The following is a 16,223-nucleotide window of genomic DNA, read 5'->3' on the forward strand; positions in this document are numbered from 1 at the left end:
AACGCCGGAGGACCGAGCTGTTAGGCAACGAGGTCGGCGTAGTCGGGGTTCTTCTCGATGAAACGCGCCACCGCCGAGCACTGGGGGATGACCTTCAGGCCGTCGCTGCGGGCGTCGTCAAGCGCGAAGGCAATCAGCGGTTTGGACAGGCCGCGGCCCTGGAACTCCTCGTGGACTACCGTGTGCGGCAAAACGCGCACGCCGGCGCGGTCCTGGAAGGTGGCGTAGCCGGCGAGCTGGCCGTCGACGTGAATTTCGTACTGCCCCTTCTCCTCGTTCTTCAGCAGGTCGGGGGTTGTGTTCTCGGACATTGTTGCTCCTTTCTCTGGGAAGGTGCCCCAGCATAGCGGACCAGAAAAAGGAAACCGTACGAAAAATGCCCCTCCCAGTATCCCGGGAAGGGCATTCAATGTGGCCAGAGCCAGGATCGAACTGGCGACCCCACACTTTTCAGGCGTGTGCTCTACCGACTGAGCTATCTGGCCGGAACTGCTCCGAGGAGCTGTTCTGCGACCCTGACGGGACTTGAACCCGCGACCTCCGCCGTGACAGGGCGGCGCGCTAACCGACTGCGCCACAGGGCCGTATTTTGTTGTTTCTGCCTGCGCCAGCCGCGGCTTTTTACTGCCTCACACTGTCGCGTGCACGAGTTGATACTCTACACAGACGCCCGGAAACTCTACAAATCAACAGCTTAGGCACCGTTTTTACGGAGCGCTGCCAACGGCAACGAAAAAAGCGGCCGACACTCCGAAGAGCGCCGACCGCCTACCGCGACCCTGACGGGACTTGAACCCGCGACCTCCGCCGTGACAGGGCGGCGCGCTAACCAACTGCGCCACAGGGCCATATTCTCTTGTCTGGACCGCACCACCGGCGGGATCCACGTACCCCCAACGGGATTCGAACCCGTGTTGCCGCCGTGAAAGGGCGGAGTCCTAGGCCACTAGACGATGGGGGCCCGCTGCATAAAAAGCGCGTTGCTCCCGTGCAGCTCGACTATCATAAACCAGCGCCTTTTACCGCGCCAAACCTGCTGGCTGGCGCTTTTTTCTCCCTGTTCACCTGCGAGGACGTTTGGCGACGCGGCCTCGGGGCACGGGGGTAAGGTCTCTGCCATGGACACTGCCAGGGACACTGCCACGGACGGCAACTACGGCTACAGCGCCGACAAGGACCGCTACATCGCCCGCCTGAAGCGCATCGAGGGCCAGGTGCGCGGGGTCGAGCGCATGATCGAGGACAACAAGTACTGCGTGGACATCCTCACCCAGATCTCGGCCATCACCTCCGCGCTCGAAAACGTCGGCCTGGCCCTGCTCGATGAGCACCTCTCGCACTGCGTCGCCGGCGCGATCGAGGACGGCGGACAGGAAGCCGTCGAGGCTAGAATCAAGGAGGCAATGCAAGCAATTAAACGGATGGTGAAAAGCTGATGGCAACCGCGAAGATTTACGACGCCGAACTGCAACCGACCAAGGAAGAAGTGGCCGCTTCCAACTCCCGGATCGTCGAGCTATCCGGCTCCTACCGTGTCGTGGACCCCGAGGACGTCGTAGGTATCGAGGTGCTAGTAGGCAAAGACTCCGACGACAACGTTGTCCAGCTCGCCCTCACCTATCGCCCCGCCGAGGAAGCCTTGGACACCGAGCTTTTGCGCATGCAGCACTCGGTCTTGGGTGAGCGCTCCGTGGCCTACCTCACCGATGACGCCGTCGCCGTGCGCGAGATCATCGCCACGATCCTGCGCGGCGCCCCCGGCGCGGACTTCGACAACGGCGAGCCGATCTTCCCGGTCCGCGGCAACGGCACGTCGGCGGAGGCGGAGGTCAGCGACGTGGAGATTCAGGACTGCAACGGCTGGACCTCGCTTGGCACCGCGCTTATCGACGGCGAACAGCACCAGTTCCAGCTACGCATCCAGCGCTTCGTCCAGGACCAGGCGGCGGCCGACGACGACGAGCTTGCCCTCGTCACCGACAGCGGGGCCACGCTCATGCGCCTCGAGGTGTGGACCTAGAAACGCCGAAGCCGCCCCGTAGGGCGGCTTTTTTGTGGGCCCTCCGGGGCTCGAACCCGGGACCTGCGGATTAAAAGTCCGTAGCTCTACCAACTGAGCTAAAGGCCCTTGCTGCCGTGTAGTGTAGCGCCCCGCTGGCCGCGGAGGGAAACCGCCCTCGCCTTAATGGCAATTGTTTTCATAACGGGCTTTTCCTACTAAGGTTTGGCTGGTGGAACCTCACCTCGAACGCAGCCGGATGGCGCTCGCTTTTGTCGTCGCGGGACTCGCCTTTGCGGCCGTGGTGCTGCTCGCCGTGGCAATCGGGCCGGTCACCCTGAGAGCGGGCGAGGCTGTCGCCGCGCTTCGCGACGCCACCGTCGGCGACCGCTCCTCCCCCGCCGCCTCCGTGGTCTACAACATTCGGCTTCCACGCATCATCGTCGGTGCCCTCGTCGGCGCCGCCCTGGCGGTGTCCGGCGCCGTCATGCAGGCGGTGTTTCGCAACCCGCTTGCCGACCCAGGCATCATCGGCGTGTCCGCCGGCGCCGCCAGCGCCGCCGTGCTCTCCATCGTGTTCGGTCTCACCGCCGCTGGGGCGTGGGTACTTCCCGCCGCCGCCTTCGTCGGCGCGCTGTGCACCGTCGCGGTGGTGCAGTCCATCGCCTACTGGCGCGGCGGCGGGCCGATCACGCTCGTCTTGGTCGGCATTGCGGCCAGCGCCTTCCTGGGCGCCGTAACCTCCGCCGCGGTGGCAAATGCTCCCCAGGACAGCGACGTCCGCGGCATCGCCTTCTGGCTCAACGGCGACTTGGTCGCCCGCACGTGGACCCACGTGGGCGTCGCACTACCGATTCTCGTAGGGTTGATCGCCCTCATCGCCCTGGGCCGCGACCTCAACGTGCTTACCCTCGGCGACTCCACAGCACGCAGCCTCGGCGTGAACACCTCCATCCTGCGCCCCGTTGTCCTGTCACTGGCCGCCCTGCTCGCCGCGTGCGCCGTGGCCGTGTCCGGGATCATCGGCTTCGTGGGGCTTGTCGTCCCGCACCTAGTCCGCCTCACCGTGGGGCCGGAGCACCGGGCGCTCCTGCCGCTCGCGGCTGTGGCGGGGGCGACCTTCGTCGTCGCGGCAGACACCGTGGCGCGCACGATCTTCGACCCCGTGGTCCTCCAAACGGGATCCGTCGTAGCCTTCATCGGCTCACCCATCTTCCTCTGGCTGCTGCTGCGCACCCTCGGGCCAGCGGGGAGGGGGCAGCTGTGACGTACACCCGCCTCCGCGCAACGGGTCTGAGCCGCGCCGGGATCCTCCACGACGTCGAGTTTTCCGCCCGGCGCGGCGAGATCACCACCATCATCGGCCCCAACGGCGCGGGCAAATCGACGCTCCTCGCCCACCTCGCGGGCCTTGTCCGCCCCGAGCGCGGGCAGGTGCTTCTCGACGACACCCCCCTGCCCTCCCTCGGCGCGCGCGAGCGCGCCCGGGCCATGTCGCTCGTCCCGCAGGACACGACAGCCGGCGCCGAGATGCGGGTACACCAGCTCGTGGAAACCGGGCGGCACCCCCACATCGGCCGCTTCGACCGGGCCAGCGGCGAGGACCGCCGCCGCATTGCGGACGCCCTCGCCCTCACGGGCACGGAGCACCTCGCCACCCGGACGGTCGCCTCCCTGTCGGGCGGCGAGCGCCAGCGCGTCCACATTGCCCGGGCGCTGGCGCAGGACGCGCCCTTCATGCTTCTCGACGAGCCCACCAGCGCCCTCGACCTCAAGCACCAGGCGGGCATCGAAGAGCTCATGCGCTCGGCGCGCGACGGCGGCCGGGCCGTCGTCGCCGTCGTCCACGACCTGAGCTTGGCCGCGCGGGTCAGCGACACCGTGACCCTCCTCGCCCAGGGGAAGGTGGCGGCGTCCGGCCCCCCGGACTCAACGATCACGGAGGAGGTCATCGGCGCGGCCTACGACGTCCCGGTGCGCATCCACCGGGACCCATTTACCCACACACCGATCGTCACGGTACTCACCTAGAAAGGACTCACCATGAACACGCTTGCCACCCGTTGCGTCGCCCTTATGTGCGGTGCGGCGCTGTCTGTCGGGCTCGCCGCCTGCTCCTCCGGCGCGAACCCCGAGCCAGCCCCCAGCAGCGAACCTGCCGCCGAGCAGCCCGCGGTCGAGCAGCCCCAGCGCATCGCGGCGCTGTCCAGCGATGTCGCCTCGCTAGTCGCCGCCATCGCGAAACCCGAAAACATCGCCGTCATCACCGACATCGGCGAGCAGACCCCCGAGGGCCCGCAGGTGCTCCGGGGCGATCACGCCGTCGACCCCGAACAGATCCTCAGCGCCTCCCCCGACCTCGTTCTTTTGACCTCGCGCCACGGCCAGGAAAGGGACGCCGCCGCCCTGGTGGAGCAAAGTAACATCCCCGTCGTCCAATTCGACGGGGCGAGCGACTTTTCCACCATCGACGCCATCGTGGACAACATCGACAAGCTCGGCGAACTGCTCGGTGAGCCCGAGCGCGCCGCGCAGCTGCGCGAGGAGATCGAAACCACCCGCGCCCGGGTGCACGAGCAGATCCCCGGGGGCCCGGCGCCGCGGGTCCTGCCGCTGATGGCCCGCGGCGAGCAGCGCATGGTCGTCCCGCCCTCCGCGCTGCTGCATGGGCTCGTCGCCGAGGCCGGGGCGGAGGCTTTGACCGGCAACTCCGGCGGGCGCGGCCCCGCCCCCGCCGACCCGGAGCTCATCGCCGCGCTGAACCCCGACGTCATCCTCATCGAGGACTTCCGGGGCCGAGGCCGCAGCGACTTCGAGGAGATTTTGGGCAACCCGGCGCTGAGCCAGGTGCCCGCCGTGCTCAGCGGCAACATCCACTACCTGCCCAGCGACCAGGTCACGGTGGCGGGCGCGGCGCGCGTCGGCGAGGGGCTCGCCGCCGTCGCCCGCGCCATCTACACCCCCGGGGAGTGACGCCGAGGGGGCGTCGATAAGCGAAGTGCTACTTCTGCATCGTCCCGGTCTCGATGATGCGGTTGTGGAAGTCGAACGCGTGCTTCAGGTCGTGCGGGGTGGCCTGGAACTGGGACTTCGAGGCGAGCTCGACGTACTCCTGGAGCAGCGGACGGTAGCTCGGGTGGGCGATGGAGATCATCTTCTCCACGCGGTCGCGCGCGGCAAGCCCGCGCAGGTCGGCGACGCCGTACTCGGTGATGAACACCATCGCGTCGTGCTCGGTGTGGTCGACGTGGGAGACCATGGGCACGATCGCGGAAATCGCCCCGTCCTTCGCCACGGACGGCGAAATGAAGGAGGAGATGTAGGCGTTGCGGGTGAAGTCGCCCGAACCGCCCAGCGCGTTCATCAGGCGGGAGCCGTTGATGTGGGTCGAGTTGGCGTTGCCGTAGATGTCGGCCTCGATCATGCCGTTGGACGCGATCAGGCCCATGCGGCGGATGACCTCGGGGTGGTTCGAGATCGACTGCGGGCGCAGCACGATGGACTCGCGGTAGCGGGAGGCCTCGTTGTTCATCTTCTCGGCGTACTCCGGCGACAGCGAGAACGAGGTCGCGGAGGCGACCGACATCTTGCCCGCGTCGATGAGGTCCACCATGCCGTCCTGGATAACCTCGGTGTACGCCTGGATGTTCTCGAACTTGGAGTCCATCAGGCCCGCCATGACGGCGTTCGGCACGTTACCCACACCGGACTGCATGATGTAGCCGTCGTACGAGAGGCGCCCCGCCTTGACCTCGAACTCCAGGAAATCGAGGAAGTGGCCGGCGATCTGCTCCGAAATCTCATCCGGGGCCTTGAAGGCCGCGTTGCGGTCCGCGTCGTCGGTCTTGATCACCGCGACGACCTTCTCCGGGTCGATCTCGATGTAGGTGGTGCCGATGCGGTCGCCGCACCCGGTGATCGGGATCGGGATACGGTTCGGCAGCGGCGGGACGACCCAGATGTCGTGCATGCCCTCGAGCTCGGGCGACTGCCACTCGTTGACCTCGATGATGATCTTCTTCGCCGCGTTGAGGAACTCCACGGAGTTGCCCACCGAGGACGTGGGCACGATGTTGCCCTCCTCGGTGATGCGCACGGCCTCCACGATCGCGAGGTCAACATCGCCGAAGAAGCCCTGCTCCACCATCATGCCGGAGTGGGAGAGGTGAATGTCCTGGAACTTCAGCTCGCCCGCGTTGATCTTCCCGCGCATTGTCGGGTCGGACTGGTAGGGCATTCGGTAGCGCAGCGCGTTCGCCTCAGCGAGCACGCCATCGCACTCCGGGGCGGTGGATGCGCCCGTGAACAGATCGATGCTGAAGTCGCGGCCCTTGTCGTGCTCCGCCTTCGCCTTCTCCGCGATCGCGCCCGGCATGGCCTTCGGGTAGCCCGCGCCCGTGAAGCCGGAGATGCCGACCTTGTCGCCGTGGTTGACGAACTGCACGGCCTCCTCGGCGGTCATGACCTTATCGCGCAACTGCGCGTGAGCAATACGCTCGCTCATCAATGTCCTCCTTTGGTAGTGGGTAACACTTTCCCCCTATTGTGACAGACCTTTCATTCGCGCGTGCCCTGGCGGGTGCGTGAAGCTGCGGCGGAATTGGACTGCACGGCGCCCAACGGGAACAATGGGGGGGCATTATGACCCAGACACTGTCTCCCACCGCGCCGCTGCGCATCGGGGCCTTCGACCTGAGCTCCCCGGTGATCCTCGCCCCCATGGCGGGCGTGACCAACATGCCCTTTCGCGTGCTGTGCCGGGAGATCGAGCAGCAGCTCACCGGAACCACCTCCGGCCTGTACGTCTGCGAGATGATCACCGCCCGGGCACTCGTCGCCCGCAACCAGAAGACGCTGCACATGACGGCTTTCGCTCCGACTGAACAGCCCCGCTCGATGCAGCTCTACACGGTGGACCCGAAGTTCACCTACGAGGCGGTCCGCATGATTGTCGAAGAGGACATCGCCGACCACATCGACATGAACTTCGGCTGCCCCGTGCCCAAGGTCACGCGGCGCGGCGGTGGTTCGGCCATCCCGTACAAGCGGCGCCTGTACGGCAACATCGTCGGCGCCGCCGTCAAAGCCGCGGAAGGCAGCGGGGTGCCGGTGACCGTGAAGTTCCGCATCGGCATCGACGCGGAGCACCACACGCACCTCGACGCAGGCCGCATCGCCGCCGAGGAGGGCGCCGCCGCCGTGGCGCTGCACGCCCGCACGGCCAGCCAGCGCTACTCCGGAACCGCCGACTGGTCCGAGATCACGCGCCTCGTCGAGCACATGGAGGGCACGGGCCTGCCCGTGATCGGCAACGGCGACATCTTCTCGGCGGAGGACGCGGAGGCCATGTTGCGCGAGACCGGCTGCCACGGCGTCGAAATCGGCCGCGGCTGCCTGGGCCGGCCGTGGATCTTCGCCCAGATCGGGGCGCAGCTGCGCGGCGAAGAGGTGCCGCCCGAACCGACACTTGGGGAGGTCGCCGAGATCATCTACCGGCACGCAGAGCTTCTTTCGCTTCACGACGGCGAAGAGCACGCGTGCCGGGACATCCGTAAGCACACCGGCTGGTACCTGCGCGGTTTCCCCGTCGGCGGCGACTTCCGCCGCCGCCTGGCTCAGGTGGAAAACCTGGCCGAGCTGCGCGGCCTCCTGGACACCATCGCCGGCTCCACCGACCGCGCCGAGCACGCCGAGGACGCCCGCGGCCGGCAGGGCTCCGCGTCCAAGGTGGCCCTGCCCGAGGGGTGGCTCGACGACCCGGAGGATGAGACGGTGCCCGCCGGCGCCGAGATTGAGAACAACGGAGGCTAGATATGGCGGAAGAGGCGAGGAACATGCCGCTGCGCACCGTCTACCGGGAGCACCTGGAGGCCTTCGCGAGCGACCTGCTGGATATGTGCGACACGGTCAGGCATGTCATGTCGAACGCGTCGTCCGCGCTGCTCACGCAGTCGCTCGAGCACGCGGAGGAGGCGCTGTCGAGCGCGGACGCCCTGGAGGAGATGGCGCAGCGCTGCGAGGAACGCAGCATGCAGCTGCTCGCCCTGGAAAACCCGGTGGCCTCCGATCTGCGGCAGGTGCTGTCCTCCATGTACATCGTGGAGGATTTCCACCGCATGGGTGTGCTGGCCACGCACATCGCCTCCACCGCCCGGCTGCGCCACCCCACCCCGGTTGTGCCGGAATCCATGGAGCCCTGCGTCGCCGAGCTCGCCCGCCTGTCGGAGGAGCTGGGAAAAAAGACGCACGCGCTGCTGGAGGACCCGGACACCGAGGTGGCGCTGGGCCTGCGCGATGACGACGACGACATCGACGCGATGGAGAACTACATCCTGCATGTGCTGACGCAGGAGAGCTGGGAGCACTCCGCCCGTGAGGCCGTGGACCTGGCCCTGGTGTGCCGCTACTACGAGCGCTACTCCGACCACTGCGTCAACGTCGCCGCTCGGACAGTCTTTTTGATCACCGGGCTCAAGCCCGATGCCTACCTGGAGCAGCAGCGCTCGCGCGACGGCTTCGAGATGGAGGAAAAGATCGCGGCGATTCAGAAACGCTTCCGCCCCCGCCGCGGCGAGCAGACGGGGGCGTAGGCGAGCGGGAGGACTAGCCGAAGCGGCCGGCGATGTAGTCCTCGGTTTCCTTCTTCTCCGGGTTCTCGAAGATGGTGGTGGTGTCGTTGAACTCCACCAGGTGGCCCGGCTTGCCGGTGGCCTCGAGGGAGAAGAAAGCGGTCTTGTCGGACACGCGCGCCGCCTGCTGCATGTTGTGGGTCACGATGACGATGGTGTACTCGTTCTTCAGCTCGTGGATGAGGTCCTCAACCGCCAGGGTGGAGATCGGGTCCAGAGCGGAGCACGGCTCGTCCATGAGCAGCACCTCGGGGCGCACCGCGATGGCGCGGGCGATGCAGAGGCGCTGCTGCTGACCACCCGAGAGGCCGCCGCCCGGCTTGTCCAGGCGGTCCTTGACCTCCTCCCAGAGGTTGGCGCCGCGCAGGGACTCCTCGGCGACCTCCTTGAGCTTCTTCTTGTTCTTCTCACCGGCCAGGGTCAGGCCGGCGACCACGTTGTCCTCGATGGACATCGTGGGGAACGGGTTGGCCTTCTGGAACACCATGCCGATGGTGTTGCGCACGCCCACCGGGTCGACCTTCGCGCCGTAGATGTCGTTACCGTCCAGCAGGATCTGGCCCTTGACGGAGGCGTTCGGGATGACCTCGTGCATACGGTTGATGGTGCGCAAAACGGTGGACTTGCCGCAGCCGGAGGGGCCGATGAAGGCCGTAACGGCCTGGGCCGGGATCTTCATGTTGACGTTCTGCACGGCGTGGAAGTCGCCGTAGTAGATGTTGACGTCGTTAAGTTCAAGCTTGGACATCGAGTTTCTCCTCAGGAGTGATTGGGACGGTTACTTCTTCACCGAGAAGCGTGCGGCGATGACGCGTGCCAGCAGGTTCAGGGCGACGACGATGATGACGAGGGTGAGGGCAGCGCCCCATAGCCTCTCGAGGGTGGGTTCGGTGGAGCCGGCCCGCCACATGTCGAGCATGAACAGCGGCAGCGAGGACTGCGGCTCGCTGAACAGGCCCAGCCAGTTCAGGGCGGGGGTGGAGCCGACCAGGATCAGCACCGGCGCGGACTCACCCATGACGCGGGCAACGGCCAGCATGATGCCGGTGACGATGCCGGACAGGGCGGTGGGCAGCACGATGCGCACGATCGTCTTCCACTTGGGCACGCCTAGGGCGTAGGAGGCTTCGCGTAGGTCCATCGGCACGACGCGCAGCATCTCCTCCGTGTTACGGACCACGATGGGGACCATCAGCAGGATCAGGGCAAGGGCCACGGCGAAGCCGGAGCGCTGCTGGCCGAGGATGGTGATCCAGAGGGCGTAGATGAACAGGGCGGCGACGATGGAGGGGACGCCGGAAAGGATGTCCACCATGAAGGTGGTGACGCGGCCGAGGCGGTTGCCGTTGGCGTACTCCACCAGGTAGATGGCAGTGAACACGCCGATCGGGATGGAGATGACGGAGGCGACGAGGGTCTGCATCAGCGTACCGGCGATGGCGTGGAGGGCGCCGCCGCCCTCGGAACGCGCGCGGACGCCGACCATGTCTTCGGTCCACCACGCCGGGTCAACAATCGCGCTCCAGCCGCGGCCAACCACGGTGATCAGCAGCCACAGCAGCGGGATGAGGGCGATGATCATGCAGGCCCACATGAGGACGCTCATGACCGAGTTGGTGGTCTTGCGGCCCGAGGAAATGTCGGCGAAGGGGCTGCCGGAGCCCTTCGCGGGGGCGGCGTCGGTGGCAGTGCCTGCGCCCGCGCCGGAATTATTCGGAAGTGCGGTGCTCATTGTTTCGCGTCTCCCCTTACTTCTTGTTGACGATCGCGCGGGCGATCGAGTTGACGATAAAGGTCAGGATGAACAGCACAAGACCAGCGGCGATGTAGGCGCCGGCACTGATGGCGTTGTTGAACTCGGCGGAGGCGTTCGCGATGTGGGTTGCGAAGGTCGAGCCGCCGTCGAAAAGCGAAGCGCGGAACTCAAGGCCCGGGGAGACGACCATGTACAGCGCCATGGTCTCACCGAGGGCGCGGCCGAGGCCAAGCATGGAACCCGCGATGTAGCCGGACAGGCCGAAGGGGATGACCGTGAGGCGGATAACCTCCCAGCGGGTCGCGCCGAGGGCGAGGGCCGCTTCGATTTGGCCGGGGGGCGTCTGCACGAACACCTCGCGCGCCGTCGCGGCGATGACGGGCAGGATCATGACGGCCAGGACGATGCCACCGGTGAGGACGTTGCGGCCCGTCGCGAAGGAAGGAGAGTTCTGGTAGTGGGCGAAGAGGAAGAAGTCCCCGCCCCAGGAGTTGATCCACTCGTAGAAGCCGCCGAGCGCCGGGCCGAGCACCTGCGCGCCCCAGAGGCCGTAGACGATCGACGGGACGGCGGCGAGCATGTCCACCAGCGTGCCCAGCGGACGCACCAGCTGCTTCGGCGCGTAGTTGGAGAGGAACAGCGCGATGCCGAGCGCGATGGGCATGGCCAGGATCAGGGCGATGAGCGAGATCATGACCGTGAAGAAGAACAGGTTCGGGATACCGAACTGCATCTGGTCAAGGTTCGCGGTCTGCCACTGGCCGGTGTAGGTGAAGAAGCCGATCAGGCCGCCCTCGTTGCGCATCAGGGGCGGCACCGCCTGGATGAGCAGGAACAGGCCGATAGCGGCGATGATGATGGTGATCAGGGCCGAGGACGCGGTGGAGAAGAACTCGAACACGCGGTCGCCCGGGCGCTTCACGCCCTGCGGGGCGGTGGCACCGGAGTTTTCCTTGGGGGCGTCGGGAGAGAGGGTGGGCACTCCAGTGGAGCTTGGGAGGACCGAATTCTCCGCCGCACCCGACCCGGCGCGGCGGTCATCGTGGGGGGAAGGCAGGTCGTTATCAGCCATGGTCACGAATCCTTATGGTGAATTGCTGGAGCGGGGGTTCCCGCGGGAAATAAAGTCCGTGGCACGCCGTCACCGACGGGGCCGGTACATAAAAGTGCCCCCCGGGGTCCGCGGGACTGGTCGGGGGGCAAACTTTTCGCCCGCACTCTATGCGGGGTGGGGTGTGACGTGCTTAGCCGAGGGCTTCGACAGCGTCGCGCAGGCGGTCAAGGTGAGCGCCCTGCACCGGGATGTAGCCTTCGTTGGCGAGCTCGTCATCCTGGGAGTCCAGGGCGACGGTGAGGAAGTCCTTGACCATGTTGGAGGTCGCCTCGTCGTAGCCGGCGGAGCAGACGATCTCGTAGGTGGTCAGAACCAACGGGTAGTTGTCGGCCTCGTCGGTGGCGAACAGGGCGTCGGAGTCGACGACCATGTTGTGGCCCTCGGTGAGGAAGGTCAGGTTGTCGAGGGCGTTGGTGACGGTCTCCTCGTTGAGCTCAACCGGGCCGTTGCCGAAGTCGATGTTGGCGATGTTCTCGGCGAAGCCGGCCTCAACGTAGGTGATGGCACCCGGGGTGGAGTTGACCTGGTCGATGACACCGGTGGAGCCGTTCGCGCCGGCGCCCACGGCGGCCGGGAAGGCCTTGCCGGAGCCCTCCCACTTACCGTCGGAAGCGACGGCGAGGAAGTGCTGGAAGTTCTCGGTGGTACCGGACTCGTCGGAGCGGTAGATGACGGAGATCTCCTCGTCCGGCAGCTCGGCGCCCGGGTTCGCCTCGGCGATCTTCGGGTCGTTCCACTGGGTGATCTCGCCCTGGAAGATCTCGACGATGTTGTCAACGGTCAGGTTGAGGTCGTCGACACCCTCGAGGTTGTAGGCGATAGCAACCGGGCCGATGACGAGGGGCAGGTGCCATGCCTCGTTGCCGCCGCAGCGCTCGGTGGCCTGCTCGGCCTCGTCGTCCTTCAGGGCGGAGTCGGAGCCGGCGAAGGTTGCCTGCTCCGCGAGGAAGTTCCTGATGCCGTTACCGGAACCGGTGGCGTTGTAGGCGAGGTTCGCGCCCGGAACCTCCTCGGAGTAGCGGGAGCCGAAGTAGTCCATCGCGTTCTGCTGCGAGGTCGCGCCCTCGGCGACGAGCTGGCCGGTCTGGCCGCTGAGGCCTTCGGCTGCCTCTTCGTTGTTCTCGTTTTCGGCAGGCTCAGAGGTCTCGGCTGCTTCGTTGTTGGTGTTGTCCTCGGGCTGCTCTTCTTCGCCACAAGCCACGAGAGACACGGAGGAGAGTGCGAGCACGCTGGCCACAGCAGCGGTGCGCTTGAAGTTGCGAATCACTGGTTACCTTTCGGGTCCTAAATGTAGATGATCTCCGAGCATCGGAATGCAGAGGTATTAGCACCCTCCAGACTGACCGCACTGCGGGCACACCCCGGTGGGGCAATCTTCCGATTACTCACACAGGACAACGTACGAAACAAGAGTTAACTGGAAGTAACCTCGGGAGTTAACTCTCGGTTAACATTGCACATCGTGCAGGTAGACGGGCTTACAAGGTAGGTGTTACGTACACCACGTGCGACTCACGCACCGCGAAACCCATCTGCCGGTAGCGCCGCACAGCCGGCTCGTTGTCAGCCTCGACGTACAGGATGACCTGCTCTAACCCCTGCTCGACCAGACTGTTGAGCCCGACGGATAACAGTGGTCCCCCCAGTCCCCTCCCCCGGTGCTCCGAGGCCAGGCCAACCACGTACACCTCGCCCACCCCGTCGGGGTGGACCTTGGTCCAGTGGAACCCGGCCATGTCCTCGCCCTGGTAGATGAACCACACCCCGGCGGGGTCGAACCAGTCCGTGTCCATCCCCTGGTGCAGCCTCTCCAGATCCCAGCCGCGCTGCTCCGGGTGCCACGAGAAGGCGTCGTTGTTCACGGCGAGCCACTGCTGTTCCACGCTCTCGCGCCCCCACCTGCGGGCGGCCTCCTCGTAGTTCAGCGCCTCGTAGCCTGCCGGAACCTCCTCGCGCGCCGCCGCCTGGAGCTCGCTGCCGCCAATCCCCATGACGAGGAGCTCGCGGGTAACCCGCAGCGACAGCGCGCGCGCCGCCTCCTGCGCGGCGGGCACGTTGCCGTGCGCCCACAGGCCCGCCTTGTCGTTCGCGGCGAGGACCTGTCTGACCAGGGCCGTGCCGTGGCCGCGGCGCCGCGCCGCGGGGCGGACCGCGAGCTCTGCGCTGCCGTCGGGCGCCAGCGCCGCGAGCCCCACGAGCTCGCCGTTGTCGCGGCGCTCGAAGTGCCGGTGGCCGAGGTCCTCCTCGAGGCCGCGGACGAAGGCCTCCGAGAAGGGCGCAACACCGTCGTGCTTTTCGGCCTCGCCGAGGAGCTGTTTGCGTTCTTCGATGTTCGTCATGCGGCCAGGCTACGGTACTAATGAATACCGTGAGCTCGCGCAGGAAAACGTCGGTAAAACCGCTCTGGGTGGCGCTCGCCGTCATCGCGGGCGCAGTGCTTCTCGCGCTCGCCGCGGACACGGCTTTGGCCTCCCGCGCGGAAAACCGCTTGTCGCAGCGCGCCCAGGTAGCCGATGGCCTGCCCGAAGCGCCCGAGGTCTACATCGCGGGTTTCCCCTTCCTCGCCTCGCTTCTGACCAATTCCGTCCCCCGCGTGAGCGTCACTGCCCTCGACGCCCCCGTCGAGGGGATCGGCATTGTCAACGCCACCGCGGAGGCCATCGACATCGACCTCGCGGGCGGGCACGCTCTCAACGCGGAGTTCGAGGGCGGCGAGGCCGCGACCGTGCGCCGCCGCGTCCGCCTCGACGGCGTGGCCCTCGGCGAGCTACTCGGCATGACGGACCTGGACATCTCGAACCCCTACGACATCTCCCCCCGCGGCGGCCCCGCCAGCGAGGTGCTGCTCACGGCAACCCCACCGGGCATGGCGGAGCAGGTTCGCGTGGTGGCCACGCTGCGCCTGGTAGACGGGGTTTTTCACATGCGCCCGAGCACGCTTGACGACGCCCCCTCCGGCGCCGACACCGACTCCGTCCTGAGCGCCTTCACCCTGACCCTCGACACGCGTGACCTGCCCCTCGGCGGGCCGGCCGACCTGGTGCAGGTCTCCGGCGGCTCCATCGAGTTCTCCCGCGACCAGATCAACGTCACGCTGAGTCTCGACGACCTCTCCCCGCTCGCGCGCAGTGTCGAGGCGGCTGGGTAGTGTTGCGGGCATGAGCGACAACACCGAGCACAACCCTTCCCCGGACCGCTCCCACGGCCTCGACGGCAACGAGGCCGTTAACCTCGCGGCCGAGCAGTCGAAGCAGACGGCCCACCGCAACATCCCGGGGCTGGGCTTCGCGGACCTCCCCCTCCCGGACGACACCGCGAACCTGCGCCAGGGGCCCTCGCTTCACGACGGCCTCCTCGCCCTGCTCCCCCTCGTCGGCGTGTGGTCGGGCTCCGGGCAGGCCAACGACAACGGAACCGAGTACGCCTTCGGCCAGCAGCTGGTCATCTCCCACGACGGGGAGAACTACCTGCGCTTCGAATCGCGCACGTGGCGCCTCGACTCCGAAGGCAAGCCGGCCGGGCCTGACCAGCGCGAGGTCGGCTTCTGGCGTATCTCCCTGACCGACGAGATCGAGCTCACCCTGACGAACTCCCGCGGCCTCGTGGAAATCATGTACGGCGAGCCCCTCAACGAGCGCGCCTGGCAGGTCCAGAGCGCCTCCACGATCGTCACCGCCACGGGCCCGGAGACCCACGGGCCGGGCAAGCGCCTCTACGGGCTAATGCCCAACAACAACCTCGGGTGGGTGGACGAGCGCGCCGTCGGCGGGGAGCTCGTCCCCTACATGTCGGCGGAGCTTAGGCGCGTCGCCGGCTAGTCGGGGTGGGCGGCGAGGGAGGCGTCGATAAGCTTGGCTACCTCTTTCTCGTTGTCCGGGGTGGAAAGCTGCGTGCCGTCGAGGTGCGTGACGCGCACACCGCGGCGCACCGAGCTGACGAGCCAGACCGACTGCGCCGAGTGCAGGTCGTCGACGTAGAGCGGCTTGGCTTTGCAGCGCCACCCCTGCGCGGCTGCGTGGTCGAAGACGGCCTGGATCGTCGTGCCCGGCAGGACGTCCGGGCCCGCCTCCGGGGTGCGCAGGCGGCCGCCCTTCTTGACCACGAGCACCGTCGAGGTCGCGCCTTCGAGCACCCGGCCGGTTGCCGGGTCGATGTAGATGATGTCGTCGAAGCCGTGCTCGCGCGCCCAGCGCAGCGCCGCCATGGTGGCCGTGTAATTCAGTGTTTTCGCGCCGAGCGCCAGCCACGGGGCGCTGCCGTCGCCGGTATCGACGCTGTAACCGCGGCCCGTAGTCATCGCCTTGACGCCCTTCTTGCGCAGCCGCGCCAGCTCCGGGTCCGGCGGGCGCACCGTCAGCCACGCCGTGGGCACGCCGGTAGAGGCGCGCCCCCGACTCATGGTCCAGGCGCAGGCGGCCTCGGTCTCCCCGTGCTCGCGCACGTAGTCCGCGACAGCGTCTCGCGTGGCCGCCCGCCACTGCTCGCCGCGCGGCTCCGGCAGATCCAGCTGGGCGGCCGAGCGGCGGAAGCGCTCCAAATGCTTCTCCAGGTTCACGGGGCGGCCGTCTTTGACCAGGATCGTCTCAAAAATTCCGTCGCCGCGCGTGACCACCGCGTCATCCCAGAAGACGTGCGGCATGTTCGCATTCTGGCGGCGCACCGAGCCCCCGAAGGGCTCCACGAGGTAGATCACGGGCTGGGGCGGGACGAGAGGGTGGGCCATGG

At 67.1% G+C, this 16,223-nt stretch carries 17 protein-coding genes and 5 tRNA genes; 9 read left to right on the forward strand and 13 right to left on the reverse strand.

Going from position 1 to position 16,223, the window contains the following annotated elements:
• Positions 1-20 precede the first annotated feature (20 nt).
• The 5 genes from CAURIS_RS09175 to CAURIS_RS09195 all read right to left on the reverse strand — a co-directional run bounded on the left by CAURIS_RS09175 (position 21) and on the right by CAURIS_RS09195 (position 961).
• Positions 21-311, reverse strand: a complete 291-nt coding sequence (locus tag CAURIS_RS09175) for a GNAT family N-acetyltransferase (protein ID WP_290341750.1) — start codon at positions 309-311, stop codon at positions 21-23.
• A 101-nt stretch (positions 312-412) separates the two neighbouring features.
• A tRNA-Phe gene (locus CAURIS_RS09180) sits at positions 413-485 on the reverse strand.
• A 25-nt stretch (positions 486-510) separates the two neighbouring features.
• Positions 511-584, reverse strand: a tRNA-Asp gene (locus CAURIS_RS09185).
• 190 nt (positions 585-774) lie between these two features.
• Positions 775-848, reverse strand: a tRNA-Asp gene (locus tag CAURIS_RS09190).
• Positions 849-888: 40 nt separating this feature from the next.
• A tRNA-Glu gene (locus tag CAURIS_RS09195) sits at positions 889-961 on the reverse strand.
• A 157-nt stretch (positions 962-1,118) separates the two neighbouring features.
• On the opposite strand from CAURIS_RS09195, the gene CAURIS_RS09200 reads away from it, so the two are divergent.
• On the forward strand, positions 1,119-1,436 hold the full coding sequence (locus CAURIS_RS09200; RefSeq protein ID WP_290341751.1) for a metal-sensitive transcriptional regulator: 318 nt from the start codon (positions 1,119-1,121) through the stop codon (positions 1,434-1,436).
• The gene (locus CAURIS_RS09205) at positions 1,436-2,020 is read left to right on the forward strand and encodes a CG0192 family protein (RefSeq protein ID WP_290341752.1); all 585 of its coding nucleotides are present in this window, start codon (positions 1,436-1,438) and stop codon (positions 2,018-2,020) included. The genes CAURIS_RS09200 and CAURIS_RS09205 overlap by 1 nt, the downstream gene beginning before the upstream one ends.
• A 35-nt stretch (positions 2,021-2,055) precedes the next feature.
• Here the strand turns inward: CAURIS_RS09205 and CAURIS_RS09210 are convergent.
• A tRNA-Lys gene (locus CAURIS_RS09210) sits at positions 2,056-2,128 on the reverse strand.
• A 130-nt stretch (positions 2,129-2,258) separates the two neighbouring features.
• Here CAURIS_RS09210 and CAURIS_RS09215 point away from each other — a divergent pair.
• From CAURIS_RS09215 to CAURIS_RS09225, 3 genes are read left to right on the forward strand one after another with little or no spacing between them, the layout of a single operon-like run.
• Entirely contained in the window at positions 2,259-3,266 is a 1,008-nt protein-coding gene (locus tag CAURIS_RS09215) for a FecCD family ABC transporter permease (protein ID WP_435384046.1), read from the forward strand.
• Positions 3,263-4,030 carry an ABC transporter ATP-binding protein gene (locus tag CAURIS_RS09220; RefSeq protein WP_290341754.1) on the forward strand — a complete coding sequence of 256 codons (768 nt, stop codon included), beginning with the start codon at positions 3,263-3,265 and terminating at the stop codon, positions 4,028-4,030. Before CAURIS_RS09215 ends, CAURIS_RS09220 begins: the two co-directional genes overlap by 4 nt.
• 12 nt (positions 4,031-4,042) lie before the next feature.
• Complete coding sequence (locus CAURIS_RS09225; RefSeq protein WP_290341755.1) at positions 4,043-4,972, forward strand: ABC transporter substrate-binding protein; 930 nt, start codon at positions 4,043-4,045, stop codon at positions 4,970-4,972.
• Positions 4,973-5,000: 28 nt separating this feature from the next.
• Here CAURIS_RS09225 and scpC read toward each other — a convergent pair whose 3' ends face one another.
• Positions 5,001-6,503, reverse strand: a complete 1,503-nt coding sequence (gene scpC, locus CAURIS_RS09230) for a succinyl-CoA:acetate CoA-transferase ScpC (RefSeq protein ID WP_290341756.1) — start codon at positions 6,501-6,503, stop codon at positions 5,001-5,003.
• Positions 6,504-6,640: 137 nt separating this feature from the next.
• Here scpC and dusB point away from each other — a divergent pair, with 137 nt between their 5' ends.
• Both dusB and phoU read left to right on the forward strand, forming a co-directional pair.
• The gene (gene dusB / locus CAURIS_RS09235) at positions 6,641-7,810 is read left to right on the forward strand and encodes a tRNA dihydrouridine synthase DusB (protein WP_290341757.1); all 1,170 of its coding nucleotides are present in this window, start codon (positions 6,641-6,643) and stop codon (positions 7,808-7,810) included.
• 23 nt (positions 7,811-7,833) lie between these two features.
• Positions 7,834-8,589 (forward strand): phosphate signaling complex protein PhoU, encoded by a 756-nt coding sequence (gene phoU / locus CAURIS_RS09240; RefSeq protein ID WP_353959232.1) that lies wholly within the window; start codon positions 7,834-7,836, stop codon positions 8,587-8,589.
• Positions 8,590-8,602: 13 nt separating this feature from the next.
• On the opposite strand, the gene pstB is transcribed toward phoU, so the two are convergent.
• From pstB to mshD, 5 genes are all read right to left on the reverse strand, one after another.
• The gene (gene pstB / locus CAURIS_RS09245) at positions 8,603-9,376 is read right to left on the reverse strand and encodes a phosphate ABC transporter ATP-binding protein PstB (protein ID WP_290341759.1); all 774 of its coding nucleotides are present in this window, start codon (positions 9,374-9,376) and stop codon (positions 8,603-8,605) included.
• A gap of 30 nt (positions 9,377-9,406) precedes the next feature.
• On the reverse strand, positions 9,407-10,360 hold the full coding sequence (pstA, locus tag CAURIS_RS09250) for a phosphate ABC transporter permease PstA (RefSeq protein WP_290341760.1): 954 nt from the start codon (positions 10,358-10,360) through the stop codon (positions 9,407-9,409).
• 16 nt (positions 10,361-10,376) lie between these two features.
• Positions 10,377-11,456 carry a phosphate ABC transporter permease subunit PstC gene (pstC, locus tag CAURIS_RS09255; protein ID WP_290341761.1) on the reverse strand — a complete coding sequence of 360 codons (1,080 nt, stop codon included), beginning with the start codon at positions 11,454-11,456 and terminating at the stop codon, positions 10,377-10,379.
• 172 nt (positions 11,457-11,628) lie between these two features.
• Positions 11,629-12,765 carry a phosphate ABC transporter substrate-binding protein PstS gene (gene pstS / locus CAURIS_RS09260; protein WP_290341762.1) on the reverse strand — a complete coding sequence of 379 codons (1,137 nt, stop codon included), beginning with the start codon at positions 12,763-12,765 and terminating at the stop codon, positions 11,629-11,631.
• Positions 12,766-12,976: 211 nt separating this feature from the next.
• On the reverse strand, positions 12,977-13,837 hold the full coding sequence (gene mshD / locus CAURIS_RS09265; protein WP_290341763.1) for a mycothiol synthase: 861 nt from the start codon (positions 13,835-13,837) through the stop codon (positions 12,977-12,979).
• A 20-nt stretch (positions 13,838-13,857) separates the two neighbouring features.
• Between mshD and CAURIS_RS09270 the strand changes: the two genes are divergently transcribed.
• Together CAURIS_RS09270 and CAURIS_RS09275 are read left to right on the forward strand one after the other, a co-directional pair.
• Entirely contained in the window at positions 13,858-14,646 is a 789-nt protein-coding gene (locus tag CAURIS_RS09270; RefSeq protein ID WP_290341764.1) for an LmeA family phospholipid-binding protein, read from the forward strand.
• Between the two features lie 10 nt (positions 14,647-14,656).
• A complete protein-coding gene (locus CAURIS_RS09275; protein ID WP_290341765.1) occupies positions 14,657-15,316 on the forward strand; it encodes a heme-binding beta-barrel domain-containing protein in 660 nt (219 codons plus the stop codon).
• Here CAURIS_RS09275 and CAURIS_RS09280 read toward each other — a convergent pair.
• Positions 15,313-16,221, reverse strand: a complete 909-nt coding sequence (locus CAURIS_RS09280) for an aminodeoxychorismate lyase (protein ID WP_290341767.1) — start codon at positions 16,219-16,221, stop codon at positions 15,313-15,315. The two genes, CAURIS_RS09275 and CAURIS_RS09280, sit on opposite strands and share 4 nt — an antisense overlap.
• Positions 16,222-16,223: the final 2 nt, after the last annotated feature.

Origin of the sequence: Corynebacterium auris, from assembly GCF_030408575.1 — a bacterium.
GTDB lineage: Bacteria > Actinomycetota > Actinomycetes > Mycobacteriales > Mycobacteriaceae > Corynebacterium > Corynebacterium auris.